The following is a 17,634-nucleotide window of genomic DNA, read 5'->3' on the forward strand; positions in this document are numbered from 1 at the left end:
AACTTTAAAACTACTCCTGAGTAACTTTACCATTTTTTATCGCCAACCGTGCTGAAAAAATCAGCAATGGATCTAGTCGTTCAGCTGTTTGCGTGATAATCGATACCTTTCTAGATACCTTGCCATTAAAGATTACTTTTCCGTCAATCACAACTTTCAGTTTATGATCCAGATTTACAAGCTTATCATTTAAATAGATATAAAACTTAGCATTATCATTTTTTTCAATGGTAATTGTATTTTTAGATATTGCTACGATTGCCTCCGCTCCTGTTTCGGCCTGGTTTATGGGTACGCCTAACCAATAAAAGGTCTCATGGTGCCGATCATCCTGATGCCAGGCTACTTTTTTTGGAAGCGAATTTCTTCTATAAGATGCAAGCCAAGGTATTGCAATGGTATCTTTCCTACTCATCCAGTGCAGCATTCCGGGATAGATGTGCACATCGTGTATATAGCTGCCTGGGTTTTCCTTTTCCAGGGTATCAAGTCTTAACTTCCAAACTTGCGCAAGCTCATTCCGCTTGTAAGCTGCATCTGCCCCACCCATATAAATAGCAAAAGGAAGATTTCTTAAGCTTAAGGCAGAAGCATCACCGGGATGTCCAGCCATCATGGAAGCAGCTGCCCAAGAGTCGGCCATTCTGGGCGCCAATTGAAATAACCCATCACCACCGGCCGAGTATCCTAACAAATAGACCTTATCAGGATTTACTTCTGCGTTGATAATCGCATCCTTTATCAGCTCACCCAACATATCATCGATATGGTCTTCATGCCAAAGGTTCCACGTATTTGTTGGGGCGCGGGGAGCTAGATACACCCCTTCTTTAGGATTATACAGACCAATCTGGTTTTTCCACTGCTGGTCGTTTTCCACTGGAGAAGTATTCCCACCTCCATGCAATGAGATATATAGACTCCTGCCATCGACAGGTTTATTTCCAATAATCCTGTATTCAAACTTCATCTTATATTCGCCTAGAATAATCTGCTTTTGCAGCCAGTTAGATGTAGCCTGAGCTTTTTGTAATTCAATTTGTTTGGCTAACTCTATTATCGCCCGTTTTTCAGCGTCATTTTTAGACAGATTTTGAGCAAAACAATTAGAAGCAAAAAACGAAATAGAAAGGAGAAGGAATAAGTGGATTTTCATTGACAGAAAAAATTTATACCGCCAATGTAAGAATTTGAGAATAAAAAAGGGCACACCATATGATGTACCCTCAACCTTAAAACCAAACTCTAACTTACTATGAAACTTTAATTTCTTTTTCCTGTGCTTTAGCGACATCCTTACCTATGATGATATTTAAAATACCATTCACATATTCCGCACTGATTTTTTCTGCGTCAACAGTCTCTGGTAAAACGAATGATCTTGCAAATGAGAAATAATCAAATTCCTTTCTGGTGTAGTCTTTTTTCTCTTCATTTTCTGCAGTTTTCTTTTCCGCCCAAACTGATAACGTATCCTTCTTTAAATTAATCTGAAAATCTTCTTTTGTTAATCCCGGCGCTGCCAATTCAATTTTGTACTCTCTTTCAGTTTCCAAAATGTTTACACCAGGAACTTTATTAATGGTTAAGTTCTTATTTAACGCCTCACTAAACAAAGAGTCAAATACGTTGTTAAAGTAAGGTGCGGTGTTCCTTGTTCTGTTGTTAAAATTTACTAATGTCATCGTTATAATCTCCTATTTTTATTTTAAGTTTTATACTAACCACCTATTCAACTCCTGTACCAACGTATATTTATATGATATTAACGACATTTTGGCGCAAAAAAACCAAATCAACAGACAAAAAGACAGACATCATTAACCCATTCGACAGCTTTCAGTTTAAAACTACTATCGAAACGCGTTTCGCTGATTTTGATATGATGGGCCATGTGAATAATGCCGTATACTTAACTTACATGGAAATTGCCAGAACAAAATACTGGACTTCGGCAATTAAATGGGATTGGAAACGCACGGGCGTAATTATAGCTAAGGCCTCATTGGACTATATTGTACCGGTGTTGCAAGGCGATAATATCCACATGTATGTAAGGACTTCTAGAATAGGCACAAGTAGCTTTGACTTAGAATATTTATTGGTAAAAATAAAGGATGGACAGGAAATTATTTGCAGTAAGGGCAAAACCATTTGCGTAGCATTTGATTACCAAACGAAAAGTTCAACTCCAATACCGGAAAGCGAAAAGAACAAAATGTTGGTGTTTGAACAGCTCACTAATAATTAAAAAATCTTTCCTGGATTTAAAATACCATTGGGATCAAAAACATCTTTTATCCCACGCATCAGGTTCAAGCTGATCTCGCTGTATTTAATAGGCATAAATTCCTTTTGAACCAAACCAATGCCATGTTCGCCTGATATGGTACCTCCCAATGCTGTAGTGAGCTCAAATATCTCCACAATACCATCTTTTAATTTGTTTTTCCAATCCTCATCGCTCATACCTGCTTTTATAATATTAATGTGCAGGTTACCATCGCCGGCATGTCCATAGCAAACGCTTTCAAAACCATACCTGAAACCAATCTCTTTAATTCCATTAATTAATTTAGGTAAAGCTGCTCTTGGCACTACAGTATCTTCTTCTTTATAAACTGAGTTAGATTTTACAGATTCTGCCATCGTTCTCCGCATCCGCCATAAGTCTTCCTTCTGTTGAGCTGTATCGGCAAATAATACATCCGTACAGCCAAATTCCTCCAGCACTGCGTTCACTTTTTCACAATCAGCAATTATAGTATTCATGTCATCCCCGTCAAACTCAATCATCAGGAACGCATTTGCATTTTCTTTTAGGTCGAATTTAATATCATCAAATTTTATCACCCACTCTACCCCTTTTCGCTCCATAAATTCTAAAGCCGATGGTATTACCCCCGTTCTAAAAATAGCGGAAACAGCAGTACAAGCATGTTCATTTTCTAAAAAAGAACCCAACAATAATACGCTGTGCTGAGGTTTCGGAACCAACTTGGTTACGATTTTAGTAACCACACCCAGAGTACCTTCTGATCCGATCATCAACTGCGTTAAATTATAACCAGAAGCATATTTTAAGGTATTGGCTCCGGTCCAGATAACATCTCCATTGGGAAGAACAACTTCGAGATTTAAAATGTATTCTCTGATTGTACCATATTTTACTACCCTTGGTCCGCCAGATCCATGAGCCACATTACCACCAATAAAGCAAGAACCCTTACTTGATGGATCCACGGGGTACAGTAGACCATGTACTCCCACCGCATTGATAAAAACTTCCGTAATTACGCCCGGCTCAACTGTTGCCTGTAGGTTATCAGTATCAATTTCTATAACAGATTTAAATTTCTCCATGGAAAGCAGCACACCACCGTAAATGGGTAATGCGGCTCCGCTTAACCCGGTTCCCCCACCTCTGGGTGTTAAAGGAACACGATGTGCATTGCAAATTTTCAGCAGGGCAGCTACTTCCCCAGTATTAGTTGGCTTTACCACCACCTCAGGAGGGAATTGCAAATCTTCTGTTTCATCATGACCATAACTGATCAATGATTCTTCATCAGTAAAGACACTGCCTTCTCCTACTGCAGCTTTTATTTCATTTAATATATCGGTAGTGATCCTGGTAAACTCCATTAGGTAAAGTAAAATTCTTATAAATCTATTTCGTATAACTTAATTGAACAAATGAATGCCCTACTTCTCCTGGCATGGGTGGGTTCAGCTTTTTAATGCTCACTTCTGCAATGGTAATAAAGTTATAATTGGATACAACCCTATTTAGAATACGACTAACTACTGTCTCCAGCATTTTTCTGGTAATAGCCATTTCTTCCATAATTACCTGATTAATAAATTCATAGTTCACTGTTGAATCGATATTCTCCGTATCAGCATTAGAAGGAAATGATACTTTAACATCAACCAAAAAGTAAATACCAGTTAGATGCTCTTCCGGATAATACCCATGAAAAGCATAACATTTAACATCTCTCAATGCAACCGTTTGTAAGTACTGTTGAGTATTGCTCATTTAAATCTCCTAAATTATTACCTTTATAACCTGCAGGTATTTCAAGATCAAATATAGCATAAGCCATGAATAAATCTATCAGGAAAGACGGCTATGAGTCGCCAGATTATTATCAGATCGACGAACTGCTTACTGATGAGCATAAGTTAATTAGAAGTACGACAAGAGATTGGGTAAAGAAAGAGGTTAGTCCGATTATAGAAGATTTTGCGCAGCGGGCGGAATTCCCAAAACAACTTATTAAAGGTTTGGGTGAAATAGGTGCGTTTGGCCCCACTATTCCTGTTGAATATGGCGGTGCGGGTTTAGATTATACTGCTTATGGAATCATCATGCAGGAAATTGAGCGGGGCGACTCAGGTATTCGTTCTACCGCATCCGTTCAGGGTTCTTTAGTGATGTATCCCATTTATACTTATGGAACAGAGGAACAAAAACGGAAATACCTGCCTAAACTTGCGACAGGCGAATTAATGGGATGCTTCGGGTTAACAGAACCAGATTACGGATCAGATCCTGGAAGTATGGTTACGAACATAAAAGATGCAGGAAGTCACTATATATTAAATGGTGCTAAAATGTGGATTTCCAATGCGCCATTTGCAGATATTGCAGTGGTTTGGGCAAAGGATGAAAGTGGAAGAATACGCGGATTAATTGTAGAGCGCGGAATGAAAGGATTTACTACACCAGAAACACATGGTAAGTGGAGTCTTAGAGCTTCAGCAACAGGAGAATTAGTGTTTGATAATGTAGAAGTCCCAAAAGAAAATTTGTTTCCTGATATCAGCGGACTTAAAGGTCCGCTGGGTTGCTTAAACCAAGCTCGCTATGGTATTGCATGGGGAGCCTTAGGTGCTGCAATGGATTGTTACGATACTGCTTTGAGGTATTCAAAACAACGGATACAATTTGGGAAGCCGATAGCAGCCTTTCAGCTGCAACAAAAGAAACTAGCCGAAATGGTGACTGAAATTACAAAGGCGCAATTGCTGGTGTGGCGGTTAGGTGTTTTAAAATCAGCAAATAGAGCCAATGCCGAACAAATCTCTATGGCTAAGAGAAATAGCGTAGAAATAGCACTGGAGATTGCCAGAAATGCACGTCAAATGTTGGGTGGCATGGGTATCACTGGAGAATATTCTATCATGCGACACATGATGAACTTGGAATCTGTAGTAACTTATGAAGGAACACATGACATTCATTTACTAATCACTGGAATGGACATTACTGGACTAAATGCATTTAAATAGATATTATGAAAACGTTTAAAAAATATTATTACTTACCAGCCTCACCTGAAGAGGTTTATCTGGCAATGACTAAAGCACAAAGCATCCAATTGTGGACTGGTGCCGAGGTGGAGTTTGAAGAAAAAGAAGGCGAAGAATTTTCATTCTGGGATGGTGATATCACCGGAAAAAATCTGGAACTGGAATATGGAAAAAAGATTGTGCAACAATGGTATTTTGGCGAAGAAAATGAGCCCTCCATTGTTACCATCAAACTACATCCAGATAAAAAAGGTACATCATTGGAATTTACACAAACAAACATACCTGAGGCCGACTATGAAGACTTTACCTCCGGACTGAATGATTTTTATTTAGGAGGCTTGGCCGACTTCTTTGAGGAATAACAATATTATTCAGAATAAACTGAACGTATTTCATTTCTAAGATTATAATGTGAAGCCATAACTTCGCCATACGCACCTGTACTGCGTATTGCAATAAGGTCTCCGCGTAAAGTTTCTGGCAATTCAACTTCTTTTCCGAAGCAGTCCGTACTTTCGCATATAGGACCAACAACATCATATTTAACCGAAACTGGCGTATCCAGTTTCGATAAGTTTTGAATCTTATGGTATGCTTGGTAAAGGGCTGGCCTCATCAGCTCTGTCATCCCCGCATCAAGGATAATGAAGTTCTTTTTCTTGCCATTTTTAACATAAAGAACTTTACTAATTAATGATGAACATTGGCCAACTAGCGCCCTACCCAACTCAAAATGAACTTCTTGATTAGGTCTCTTCTCCAGAAACTCATCAAATATTTTGAAGTACGATTTAAAGTCAGGGATTTGATGATCTGGATTGTGATAATCTATCCCCAAACCACCGCCAACATTCAACACTTTTATAACAAAACCTTTATCTTCAAACCAGCTAGCAAATTCATTTACCCGCACACATAGATTTTTATAAACATCGAGATTAGTGATCTGAGATCCGATATGAAAATGGATACCTATAAATTCCAGGTTTTCACAACTTTTTAAGGTCTCAGCACAAAGTGGTAAATCCCATGAATTGATACCAAACTTGTTCTCGTCAAGCCCAGTAGTAATGTTATGATGTGTATGCGCATCTACATTGGGATTGATCCGAATAGCCACCTTTGTCCTTTTCCCTTTACCTATTGCCAGTTCATTAATTACCTCTAATTCCTGTATAGACTCAACGTTGAAACAGAAAATATCCAAATCTAATGCTGCGATGATCTCCTTATCGGACTTCCCAACTCCGGCAAATACAATCTTTCCTTTATCAAAACCCAATTCAATAGCCTTGCTAACTTCTCCTCCACTCACACAATCTGCACCAAAGCCTGTTTCCTTTATCTTTTCCAGTACACCAGAATTGAAGTTAGCCTTCATAGCGTAGTGAACATGGAAATTATATACATTTGCAGCTTCAGCACAATTGCTTAGTGTTTCCTGAAGCAATGCCAGGTCATAATAATAAAATGGCGTTTCAGATTGAGCAAGTTGGTCTATATTTTTATTGGAAAACATCATGTTAAAGTATCTTGTAATAATTTGTATTATCGTATTAAGCGCAATTTATTTTGGCAATTTTGTTGATTATAGAAACAACAGGATCAGCAAGAATGAATATGATAAACGGGTAAGACTATTCATCATACTAGTCGTCATTGTGATCTTTATCGTTCTTTGGCTTAGAAAAAAATAGTCTACTCAAACAGTCTGTTGTGTAAGCTTTTAAGCGCTTCAGTTTTATCTCCTGTATTGATCAGCAATGAAATGTTATAGTTGCTACCACCATAAGAGATCATCCTTAAAGGTATATGTTTTACTGCATCAAGAACCCTGGCTGCGTATCCATGTTTCTCCGCACTAAAATCACCCACCACGCAAACGATGGACTGGTTATTATCTACTTCCACACTTCCAAATGCATGCAATTCATCGATGATCTTATCTAGGTTATCTAAATAATCAATGGTTACTGAAACGGCTACTTCAGATGTGGTAATCATATCAATAGGCGTCTTATAGCGCTCAAATATTTCAAATACTTTTCTGAGAAATCCATATGCAAGCAGCATTCTGCTGGATTGGATCTTTATCGCAGTAATTCCATCTTTTGCAGCGATAGACTTTATCTTTCCACGCTCGCTTTCGGCAGAAATCAACGTTCCGGCTGCCTGTGGCTCCATTGTATTCAATAATCGAACAGGAATTCTATATTTCTGTGCCGGAAAAACAGACTGTGGATGCAATATTTTCGCCCCGAAATAAGCAAGTTCAGCAGCTTCGTCAAATGAAAGTTGCGCAATAGGCTTAGTATTTTTAACGATCCTGGGGTCATTATTATGCATTCCATCAATATCAGTCCAGATCTGAACTTCTTCGGCCAATATTGCTGCTCCTAATAACGATGCTGTATAGTCACTTCCCCCACGCCTCAAGTTATCTACCTCACCAAAACTGTTTCTGCAAATGAAACCCTGGGTAATAAAAAGATTGTTTCCTTTATAATGCGCCAAAAGCGGTGTAAGCTTTTCCGTAGTGAAAGGAATATCGGGCTCATTGTCTTCATCTATTTTCATAAAATCCAACGCCGGTAAAAGCACTGATGGCACATCGATGGATTTTAAATAAATGTGGTACAACGTTGTAGAAAGCAGTTCTCCCTGCGCAAGCACTACCTTCTCTTCAATAGGCGTAAAAAGGTCGTTAATCAGCGAAGTAAGAAAATTAAAATGGTAATCAATCACCTCTTTTCCTTGAGATAAATAATCAGCTTCTGGAAGAAGTTCGGCTACAAATTCATTGTATTTGGTGTGTAAAGCGTTAATAAGAGTTAACGCAGACTGTTTATCTTCTTTTAAAAGTTTGGCTGAAATTTCTACTAAACTATTGGTAGTTCCTGATACTGCAGACAATACCACAATCTGCTCTTCTAATGGATCTATAATATCCAGCAATTTTTTCATCCGCTCAGGGCTTCCTACAGAAGTGCCTCCAAACTTTAATATTTTCATCGTTTAATCTTTAGTTTTTAGTGATCTTTTTAGTCTCTAATTGTTAATATACTTATATTAGGCCGTGAAATTAACTAAAATTTGCTTCATAAGTATAAATTAAAATACACAGGATTATATGGAATTAGAACCAGCTACTTTAACCACCATCAACGAATGGCTTAATGGAAATTACGACCAGAAAACCAAATCAGAAATCCAGTCTCTTCTGGACAATGAATCTTTCACTGAACTGACTGATTCATTTTACAGAAGCCTTGAGTTTGGAACAGGCGGCTTGAGGGGTATTATGGGTGCCGGATCTAACCGCATCAACAAATACACAATTGGTACCGCTACACAAGGCCTTGCCAATTACCTCCTTAAAAAATATCCTGATGAAAAGATCAAAGTGGCTATTGCACACGACAGCAGGAACAACTCAGACCTGTTTGCCGGCATTACTGCTGATGTGTTCTCTGCAAACGGCATTTATGTGTATTTTTTTAGCGCTCTAAGGCCTACCCCTGAGTTGTCATTTGCAATACGTGAGCTGGGCTGTAAAAGTGGTGTAATGTTAACTGCTTCACATAATCCTAAAGAGTACAATGGTTATAAAGCCTATGGAGCTGATGGCGGTCAATTTACTTCGCCTGACGATACCATGGTAATGGATGAAGTTGCTAAAATCACTAGTATAGATGAAGTTAAATTCAACCGCATTGAAGAAAATATTGAGCTAATTGCTGATGAAATTGATCAACTATATTTAGATAAAATAACTGCCTTATCTGTTTCACCTGAAGCAATTTCCCGTCAAGCCAACCTTAAAATTGTATACTCTCCAATCCACGGAACTGGAATTACACTGGTTCCTAAAGCATTGGCGCAATTCGGTTTCAGCAACTTAACTCTGGTAGAAGAACAAAGCACACCGGATGGCAATTTCCCAACCGTAATCTATCCCAACCCTGAAGAGAAAGAAGCATTAACCCTTGCCTTAAAAAAAGCAAAGGATATAGATGCTGATCTTGTATTGGCTACAGATCCAGATGCAGACCGTGTAGGGATCGCAGTTAAAAATACCGAAGGTGAGTTTGTATTACTAAACGGTAACCAGACCGGAAGTTTACTGATCAATTACCTGTTAACTGCCTGGGAAGAAAAAGGCAAACTTGATGGCAACCAGTACATTGTTAAAACTATTGTAACTACTAATCTGATAGAAACTATTGCCAAAGCAAAGAATGTAACCTATTATAACACTTTAACCGGCTTTAAATGGATTGGTCAACTTATGACAAGTCTTGAAGGCAAAAAAACATTCATTGGTGGTGGAGAAGAAAGTTATGGCTATCTAATCGGGGAATTGGTTAGAGATAAAGATGCTGTTGTTTCTTGTGCATTTATCGCAGAGATGACGGCGTTTTATAAAGATAAAGGAAGTAGCCTATACGATGCATTGCTAGACATGTATGTAGCATACGGTTTCTATAAAGAAGAGCTGGTTTCCATCACTAAAAAAGGTAAAACAGGAGCAGAAGAAATCAAAGCGATGATGGAGAAGTTTCGCAACAATCCACCTGCGAGTCTAGGTGGCTCTAAAGTTGCAACTCTTAAAGATTACGAATTGGGTTTTGAAACCAACCTTATCTCCGGAGAAAAGAAAAAACTGGAACTCCCAGTATCTGATGTTCTTCAGTTTATTACAGAAGATGGAAGTATTGTTTCTGCAAGACCATCTGGTACTGAACCTAAAATTAAGTTCTATTGCAGTGTCAATACACCATTAGCAAACAGGTTGGCATTTGCTGAAACCAATACCAAACTAACAGAAAAAATTAAAAGCATAATGACTGATCTGGAAGTTTAAACTCCTAATCATCTTTCAATAAAATTAGGCTGTAAAACCACTCGGGATCTTAGGGTCTCGGTGGTTTTCACTTTACTTTTTGCAAGTTCCTGCAACACGATTTCAATGATTTTTTCTGCTATTTGTTCCAAAGGTTGGTCTACTACACTAATTGGAGGCGTATGGAATTTAAAAACATCGTGGTCATCATAAGAAATAAGTGTGAAATTCTCATCCAGGGGTTTACCAATCTCTTTTAACGCTGTAAGCCCATTAATCGCTAAGTAATTAGTCGAAAAAATGACAGCATCAATTACAGGATAGTTAACAAAAAGGTTTTTAATCTTGATCACGGTTTCTTCTGCAGTGTTGCTGTAATTGATTTCTTCAAATATGTCTTTATTAAAAGCAATATCATGATCGCTTAAAGCTTTTTCATAGCCTAGAAACCTATTGTCCATTTCATCAACATGCAACCCAACAGTTACAAATGCAATATTCCTTTTGCCAATGTCTATTAAATGCTTTGTAGCCTGGTATGTCCCATTAAAACTATCTACCACCACATAATTAACATCTTTTAACCTCAAATTTCTGTCAAATAGCACTACCGGAATTCCATCAGCCTGCAACCGTCTAATGTCGTCTTCTATTCCAGGTACAGGTGCTATAATATAGGCATCAACTTGCCTTGATCTGAACATTTCAATGAGTTCCTTCGTTTTAAGAAGATCATTTTCAGTACTCGAATAACTAATCTTATAACCTTTTTTGTAAGCCTTATCTTCAATTTTGCGAGCAATACTGGCGAAGAAAGGATTGGAAATATCTTCTACAATCAGTCCAATCGTCTTCGTATTGCCAGTTCTTAAGCTCCTTGCAATCTGGTTGGGTTTATAGTCCAGTTCTTTAATAATAGCTTCTACCCTTTCAATAACAGCCGCACTAATTCGCATTTGCGATGCTTTTCCGTTTAAAATGAAAGAAACAGTGGTGATAGAAACCTTAGCTTTACTGGCGATGTCCTTTATAGATGCTGGCTTCATCTAACCTGCCCCTCACCTTTCACGATCCATTTTTCAGTCACTAACTTTTCCAGTGCAAAAGGACCCCTTGCATGTAACTTCTGCGTAGAAATACCGATCTCCGCGCCAAGTCCAAATACTTCCCCATCGGTAAAACGAGTAGAAGCGTTCAGGTAAACTACCGCTGCATCTACTTGTTTTAAAAACAAATCTGATTTCTCCATATCCGTTGTTAAAATAGCTTCAGAGTGTTTCGATGAAAACTGAGAGATATGGTCCAGTGCTTCTTCAATGCCTGCAACAACTTTTATGGAACACTTATAATCCAAAAACTCCCTCCCATAATCTTCAGGCATAGCTTTGTTTAACAAGGTGTAATTATCTGCCATCAGCAACTGATACGCTACATCATCTGCAAAAACCTCTATTTCATGGATCTGGAGTAAAGGAGATAAGATGTGCAAAAACGCAGATGCAACTTCTTCATCTACCAAAATGGTATCCAATGCATTACAAACCGATGGCCGGGATACTTTGGCATTTACCACAATTTTAGCTGCAGCTTCCAAATTGCTACTTGACTCAACATAAGTGTGGCAAACTCCTGCTCCCGTTTCAATTACGGGGACAGTAGCATTTTTACGTACATATTCTATTAACTGACTCGAACCCCTCGGAATGATGACATCTATATATTTTTCAGCAGTGAGGATGTCTATGATAAACTCTCTTTCAGGAGGCAGTTGCTGAACAATATTCCGGTCCAACCCATTCTTTTCCAGCACATCCTGTATTATAGCAACAAGAATTATATTTGTATTTAAAGCGTCTTGCCCCCCTCTAAGTAAAGCAACGTTACCAGATCTCAAACACAATGCACTCACATCAAGCGTCACATTTGGTCTGGACTCATAAATCACTGCAACTACACCAAGAGGAACAGTGATTTTCTTGATATGCAACCCGTTTGGGATCGTAGTTTCCGACAATAATATATTAGTCGGATCTGCCAGTTCAGCAACCGCCGTAAGGCTTTTACACAAACCGTTAATGCGATCTTTATTCAACAGCAGCCGATCGCGTTTAGGATCAGCAGGATCCATTTTTATTAAATCCTTAAGGTTTTCTTCGATAACCTTTTCCATATTGTCCTCAATGGCAGAGGCCAATTCGTTGATCAGGTTCTTTTTATCTAAGTCACTTAAACTCGAAATCGACTGTTGTGCCTTTTTCGCATTTATAAGTTGTTGCGTAATTCTATTCATTTGTCTTATAATACAACAATATCACTGGCATTGGCAATTTCTAAATTGTGTTGTTTGGCATCCTTGTTAATCTCTGAAGATGGTATTTTAGATTTTGCTACTGCAACAATGTTTCCCTCTTTATCAATTAATTCAAATATTTCCGAAGCGTTAAATGGTTCTTCAACTGATTTTACACCTACTGCAAGTAAACTCTTTCTTTTTCGTACAGCCTCACAAGCACCTTCATCAATCATGAGTCTACCAGTAACCAAACTTCCGCTTCCCAGCCATTTATTTCGGGCAGAAATAGAACAAGCCTTAGGCATACAAACCGTACCTGCCTGTCCCGCTACAGCACTTAATATTCCATTCACACTTCGTGCGCCAAATATCACTACTTTAATACCCATAGTTGCCGCTAAATTTGCAAAAGTAAGTTTGGAGGTCATGCCGCCCAAACCAACGTCAGAAGTATTTCTGGTAGCCAGCGAAAAAACCTCATTATTGATCAAATCAATTCGCTTAATTACTTCTCCATTTTTATCAAGCACTCCAGGAACAGATGTACCAAGGAGAATTAATGAAGCACCAAAACCAACACCTAATAAAGTAGCTAGCTCATCATTATCAGAAAACTTAAGTTCTACATCACTTACTACATCATTTTCATTGGCAATGGGGATAATTCCATTTTTCCAAAGCTCTTCATAAGTCTCTTTTAGTTGCAGAAACTGTTTCCGATTTGAAAAATGCTGGCGCTCACATAAACTCTGGGCAATAGCAATTTTATATGGTAAAAAATGTCTGGAATAGGTTCCCAGGAGCAAAGGATTACCAATAGAGGCAGCAGCCTTGCGCTCACTAATTTTACCTTTGTAATTTTTGATGTATTTCTTACCTGCAGCTACTGCACCTGAAGAAACAAGTATAATATGATAGTCTGATGCAAGTTGAGAAACCTGTTTAGTAATATCTGCGATGATTACTTCATCAATTTCGCTGTTTGTCGTTATAGAGGCAGACCCTAATTTTAGGACTAATATTGGTTTGGTCATTAACTGTGGTATTCACTTATGATGCCACTAAATTACATAAAAATAAATCCTACAACCTATTTTGTTTTGTCTCTGTTTCTATTCAGCTTAATCTTAATCTTACCATCCTCCCCGTCTGTTGCCAATAAATGTAAAACTATACCCTTCATCCTACGTTCCTTAATTTGCTCTTTATCGGTAAGATCTTCATCCTTTTTTGGATTTCTAAGCGGCACATCTACAGCTATATTTGTACCTGAGGTCATAGAATATATTCCGGCAACGTCCATATTAAGCACGCTTGTATTAATCTCCATAGGATTAATAGTAATCTTTTGTCCCCGAATATCAAACTTCCCATTCAAATTATTAAAAGTAATGTTGTCAAGATCACGAAATGGAAAAGCAAATTTTCCAACACTCTTAATCGGTTCAAAGTTTAGCAATGCGCCCTTCTTAAGTTCAAACACAAGATCGCCAAACAGCGAGTTGGAAACTAGTTTCCCCTTATCGTTAATATTACCACTAATGTTTGCTTTGGCGAACAGATACCCTTTCAAATTTTTAGACGTCAAAGAGGTAAGGCCAAAATTATCAAAGGCGTAAAAAAAGTGTTGTATATCTACATTCTCTATTATACTATTAAGGGCAAACCTGTTTACACTTCCATGTTGAGTAACTGTGCCACTCAACTTTAGTGACCCACCAGCATGCTTAACACTTACGTTCCTAACCGAAATACCCTTTTCAGTAAGCAGTAAATCTGCCTGCGCATCGGTTGCCAGAAATTTATTGTAGTAAACTTTATCTACAGCCAGGTGCATATCAACCTGGCTTTTTTCAAATACCCTATTCAGGTCGTCAGAAAAGTTAACATTTTTAGTCTTTGCTATTCTGGTAGACTGCCTTGAACCTAAAAACCCAATAAACTCGCCCAAATGCAACTGCGGACTTTTAATTGTCCAGGTCAACAAAATCTGCTCTGGTGCTGTGTAGTAAAGATTTAAAAAATTAAGCACCACCCCATCCATAAAAACAATGCTCTTACCGCTCTGTAAACGAATGTTCTTTATAAAAAGATCGTTGTCTGTAAAATTTAAAGAAATATTGGTCTTGGTAAACTTGAGATTTCTTGGAACGTAATCTACGTCAGCATCTTTAATATCTATCACACCTGTCATAAATGGTCTGGCCAACTTAAAATCTACAATATTGGCTCGATACCTCAAATTTACTTTGGCTTTCCCTCTCGTAAATCTAAGCAAATCCTCACCAAGCAAATTATTGAGGTTCTTAATATCAAATTCAGATTTAAAAACACCCGTTGCTATTGGCTTATCAAGGTTATTTATGGCTGCAGTATCTATAGAAAAAGGTATCTTTTCATAGGAACCTTTAAATCCAAACAGCTTTACTGCAGAGTTCTGATCGGTGTGTCCTTTTCCTTTTTCATAGTTATTGGTAAAAACACCCTTAAAGTTACATTCCTTTACAATCCCGCCTGGTGTGCTAAGTACGTTGTCTTTTATCAATGCCCCCACATTAATCTCAGGATCTCCACCCGGACCCATATTGCCAGCAATGGTACAAGTTGCGTCAATAGGCTTATCCAAATTAAACATGTTTAACTTGGAACTGATATTAGGTGCCAGCAATGCCGAAGCACTACGCCACATAATTTGATCTGCCCTAATCTGTATAGAAAAATCAGTATTTTCTTTAGAGAGGTCAAACTTTGCTCCAATTATAAAAGGGTCGCTACCAATATTCAATTGATTAGGTGACACCTCTATTATCCCCTTATCATCATTATAACTTATTTTAAATGGGCCTTCAAGTATTTTATTTTTTACAAAACTTCCTCTCTTTGAATTAAAAGCCAAGCTTTTTACTAGTGTCTTTAACCTTAAATTTGCTTTCCAGTCCGACCCTGAATAGTCAATATTTCCCTTAAGATCCTCAATTACAAACTCAAAAAGCTTATGTCCTTTCCTGTTATCTAAAACAAATGCCACATTATCAAAGGAAAATTTTCTAATCTCTGCAGGTGATTGTGCATCTTTACTTTCTGCTTTAGTCTTCTTTTTTTTACTCTTAAAGATACTTGTGTTGCTATAACCGTTACTATCTGTATATAAATAGATCACCGCATTGTTAATCCCTACTTCCTGAATTTCTATTGTCCCAGTAAGCAAAGCAAGTGTATTTACCGAAACCTCCAAATCTTTTGCATCCAGCAAAGAATGATGATGGGTACTCCATAGGCTATCCCTCAAAATAACATCATTAAGTCTTAAGGAAACGCCAGGGAAGCCCTTCAAAAAGGTGGGATCCATGCTGCCTATAGTTAGCTTACCGTTAATGTTTTTATTTAGTTCTGCTGTTACCGATAAAAGGAGTTTTTCTTTATTGTAGTTCACATAAGCTGCAGTAGCAATAAAGATGAGCATGATTAATCCTACCAGGACACCAAAAATCTTGAGCGTTATTTTAGACCAGCGTGGTATCATTATAGTTTAGGTTAAAGACTTATCTTCTACGCAGTTCAATACGTATGCCAATAAATCAGCTCAAGTGAACTGATATACGAAACAAGATAACGATTTATTATTTAGGAAGTCTTAAGCTTCAAAGTAGCGCTGGTCGCTGTCCTAATTTGTTGTGTTAGATTTTCGTCCTTGCTTAAAGATTTCCCATAAGATGGAATCATTTTCTTAAGCTTATCCTGCCATTCTGAAGTATTTATTTTATCTGAAAAACAACGCTCTAGAAGCGTAATCATAATAGAAACTGCTGTTGAAGCACCCGGTGATGCACCTAGCAATGCAGCTATACTCCCATCGGCAGCAGTAACTACTTCGGTACCAAACTCCAAAATACCACCATGCTTTTCGTCCTTCTTAATCACTTGAACCCTTTGCCCAGCAGTTTCCAACTCCCAATCTTCCATTTTTGCAGTTGGAAGGTACTCACGTAAAGCTTCCATTCTATCTTCTGGCGATTGGCGCACCTGGTCTATTAAATACTTAGTCAACTGTAAGTTGTCTAGTCCAGCTGCAATCATAGGTCTAATATTGTTCACCTTTATGGACAGCGGTAAGTCCATTAAAGAACCATGTTTTAAGAACCTGGTAGAAAAACCAGCGTATGGACCAAACAACAATGCTCTTTTTCCGTCTATCATCCTGGTATCAAGATGGGGTACCGACATCGGGGGTGCTCCTACCGATGCCTTTCCATATACTTTGGCATGATGTTGCCCAATAACTTCAGGGTTAACACATTTAAGCCATTGCCCACTTACAGGGAAACCACCAAAACCCTTTCCTTCCGGAATATTGGATTTCTCCAGCAAAGGCAGTGATCCGCCTCCTGCACCAATAAATACAAACTTAGCTTTAACAACATGTTTATCACCCGTTGCCTCGTTCTTTACTTTAACTTCCCAAACACCATCTTTTTGCTTCAGCTTCCTCACCTCATGATCAAAGTGAAGATTTACCGTAGGTGATTTCTTAAGCTGATTAAACATCATCCTGGTCAAAGTGCCAAAGTTCACGTCAGTTCCCAATGCCATTCTGGTAGCGGCTACCTTCTCCTCAGGATCACGATCTTGCATCACCAATGGCATCCATTCCGCAAGTTGTTTTGGATCTTCAGAATAAGCCATTTCCTTAAACAAAATGCATTTAGTAAGACTTTCGAACCGAGTATTTAGAAACTTTACGTTGTCTTTACCCCAAACAAAACTCATGTGGGGAATGCTTTTTATAAAGTTTTCAGGTTGTTCAATTAGACCGCTATTAACCAAATATGACCAAAATTGCTTAGATACCTCAAAGGATTCCGCTATGAATATGGCTTTCGTTACATCAACAGAACCATCTGCACTTTCTGGTGTATAATTCAGCTCACAAAATGCAGAGTGCCCGGTGCCGGCATTATTCCATGCATCAGAACTTTCCGCTGCGGCAACATCCAGTCGCTCAAAAATTTCAATACTAAGATCCGGTTGCAGTTCCTTTAGCATTACACCCAAGGTGGCGCTCATGATACCTGCTCCTATTAAAACTACATCAACATTTTTATCTGAGTTATTGCCTTTATCGGTCATTTCTGAAATTTTGTGCAAAAGTACAAAAACAGTCCAATTTTTTCATCCA

The 17,634-nt window shown here is 38.2% G+C and carries 15 protein-coding genes; 4 read left to right on the top strand and 11 right to left on the bottom strand.

Annotated elements, in window-relative coordinates; all coding sequences use genetic code 11:
- Nucleotides 1-10 precede the first annotated feature (10 nt).
- Nucleotides 11-1,156: a hypothetical protein gene (locus tag ACVWYN_RS09700; protein ID WP_457288655.1), complete on the bottom strand. Its 1,146-nt coding sequence runs from the start codon at nucleotides 1,154-1,156 to the stop codon at nucleotides 11-13.
- Between the two features lie 97 nt (nucleotides 1,157-1,253).
- The gene (locus tag ACVWYN_RS09705) at nucleotides 1,254-1,685 is read right to left on the bottom strand and encodes an Hsp20/alpha crystallin family protein (protein ID WP_457288656.1); all 432 of its coding nucleotides are present in this window, start codon (nucleotides 1,683-1,685) and stop codon (nucleotides 1,254-1,256) included.
- 74 nt (nucleotides 1,686-1,759) lie between these two features.
- Between ACVWYN_RS09705 and ACVWYN_RS09710 the strand changes: the two genes are divergently transcribed.
- Nucleotides 1,760-2,251 carry an acyl-CoA thioesterase gene (locus ACVWYN_RS09710; RefSeq protein ID WP_457288657.1) on the top strand — a complete coding sequence of 164 codons (492 nt, stop codon included), beginning with the start codon at nucleotides 1,760-1,762 and terminating at the stop codon, nucleotides 2,249-2,251.
- On the opposite strand, the gene ACVWYN_RS09715 is transcribed toward ACVWYN_RS09710, so the two are convergent.
- Entirely contained in the window at nucleotides 2,248-3,645 is a 1,398-nt protein-coding gene (locus ACVWYN_RS09715; RefSeq protein WP_457288658.1) for an FAD-binding oxidoreductase, read from the bottom strand. The two genes, ACVWYN_RS09710 and ACVWYN_RS09715, sit on opposite strands and share 4 nt — an antisense overlap.
- A 25-nt stretch (nucleotides 3,646-3,670) precedes the next feature.
- The gene (locus tag ACVWYN_RS09720; protein ID WP_457288659.1) at nucleotides 3,671-4,042 is read right to left on the bottom strand and encodes a dihydroneopterin aldolase; all 372 of its coding nucleotides are present in this window, start codon (nucleotides 4,040-4,042) and stop codon (nucleotides 3,671-3,673) included.
- A 65-nt stretch (nucleotides 4,043-4,107) separates the two neighbouring features.
- On the opposite strand from ACVWYN_RS09720, the gene ACVWYN_RS09725 reads away from it, so the two are divergent.
- Nucleotides 4,108-5,298: an acyl-CoA dehydrogenase family protein gene (locus ACVWYN_RS09725; RefSeq protein ID WP_457288660.1), complete on the top strand. Its 1,191-nt coding sequence runs from the start codon at nucleotides 4,108-4,110 to the stop codon at nucleotides 5,296-5,298.
- A 5-nt stretch (nucleotides 5,299-5,303) separates the two neighbouring features.
- Nucleotides 5,304-5,684, top strand: a complete 381-nt coding sequence (locus ACVWYN_RS09730; RefSeq protein ID WP_457288661.1) for an SRPBCC domain-containing protein — start codon at nucleotides 5,304-5,306, stop codon at nucleotides 5,682-5,684.
- A 5-nt stretch (nucleotides 5,685-5,689) separates the two neighbouring features.
- Here the strand turns inward: ACVWYN_RS09730 and lysA are convergent, their stop codons facing one another.
- Complete coding sequence (gene lysA, locus ACVWYN_RS09735) at nucleotides 5,690-6,841, bottom strand: diaminopimelate decarboxylase (protein WP_457288913.1); 1,152 nt, start codon at nucleotides 6,839-6,841, stop codon at nucleotides 5,690-5,692.
- Nucleotides 6,842-7,020: 179 nt separating this feature from the next.
- Nucleotides 7,021-8,334 (bottom strand): aspartate kinase, encoded by a 1,314-nt coding sequence (locus ACVWYN_RS09740; RefSeq protein WP_457288662.1) that lies wholly within the window; start codon nucleotides 8,332-8,334, stop codon nucleotides 7,021-7,023.
- 118 nt (nucleotides 8,335-8,452) lie between these two features.
- On the opposite strand from ACVWYN_RS09740, the gene ACVWYN_RS09745 reads away from it, so the two are divergent.
- A complete protein-coding gene (locus ACVWYN_RS09745) occupies nucleotides 8,453-10,186 on the top strand; it encodes a phospho-sugar mutase (RefSeq protein ID WP_457288663.1) in 1,734 nt (577 codons plus the stop codon).
- Between the two features lie 8 nt (nucleotides 10,187-10,194).
- Here ACVWYN_RS09745 and ACVWYN_RS09750 read toward each other — a convergent pair whose 3' ends face one another.
- The 5 genes from ACVWYN_RS09750 to ACVWYN_RS09770 form a co-directional block, all read right to left on the bottom strand.
- Complete coding sequence (locus ACVWYN_RS09750) at nucleotides 10,195-11,211, bottom strand: LacI family DNA-binding transcriptional regulator (RefSeq protein WP_457288664.1); 1,017 nt, start codon at nucleotides 11,209-11,211, stop codon at nucleotides 10,195-10,197.
- Nucleotides 11,208-12,455, bottom strand: coding sequence for a glutamate-5-semialdehyde dehydrogenase (locus ACVWYN_RS09755; RefSeq protein WP_457288665.1), 1,248 nt, complete (start codon nucleotides 12,453-12,455; stop codon nucleotides 11,208-11,210). Before ACVWYN_RS09755 ends, ACVWYN_RS09750 begins: the two co-directional genes overlap by 4 nt.
- A gap of 5 nt (nucleotides 12,456-12,460) precedes the next feature.
- Nucleotides 12,461-13,492: a glutamate 5-kinase gene (gene proB, locus ACVWYN_RS09760; protein ID WP_457288666.1), complete on the bottom strand. Its 1,032-nt coding sequence runs from the start codon at nucleotides 13,490-13,492 to the stop codon at nucleotides 12,461-12,463.
- A gap of 56 nt (nucleotides 13,493-13,548) precedes the next feature.
- Nucleotides 13,549-15,981, bottom strand: coding sequence for an AsmA family protein (locus ACVWYN_RS09765; RefSeq protein WP_457288667.1), 2,433 nt, complete (start codon nucleotides 15,979-15,981; stop codon nucleotides 13,549-13,551).
- Between the two features lie 101 nt (nucleotides 15,982-16,082).
- The gene (locus ACVWYN_RS09770; RefSeq protein WP_457288668.1) at nucleotides 16,083-17,603 is read right to left on the bottom strand and encodes a malate:quinone oxidoreductase; all 1,521 of its coding nucleotides are present in this window, start codon (nucleotides 17,601-17,603) and stop codon (nucleotides 16,083-16,085) included.
- Nucleotides 17,604-17,634: the final 31 nt, after the last annotated feature.

The sequence above is a fragment of the Pedobacter sp. UYP24 genome (assembly GCF_054057295.1).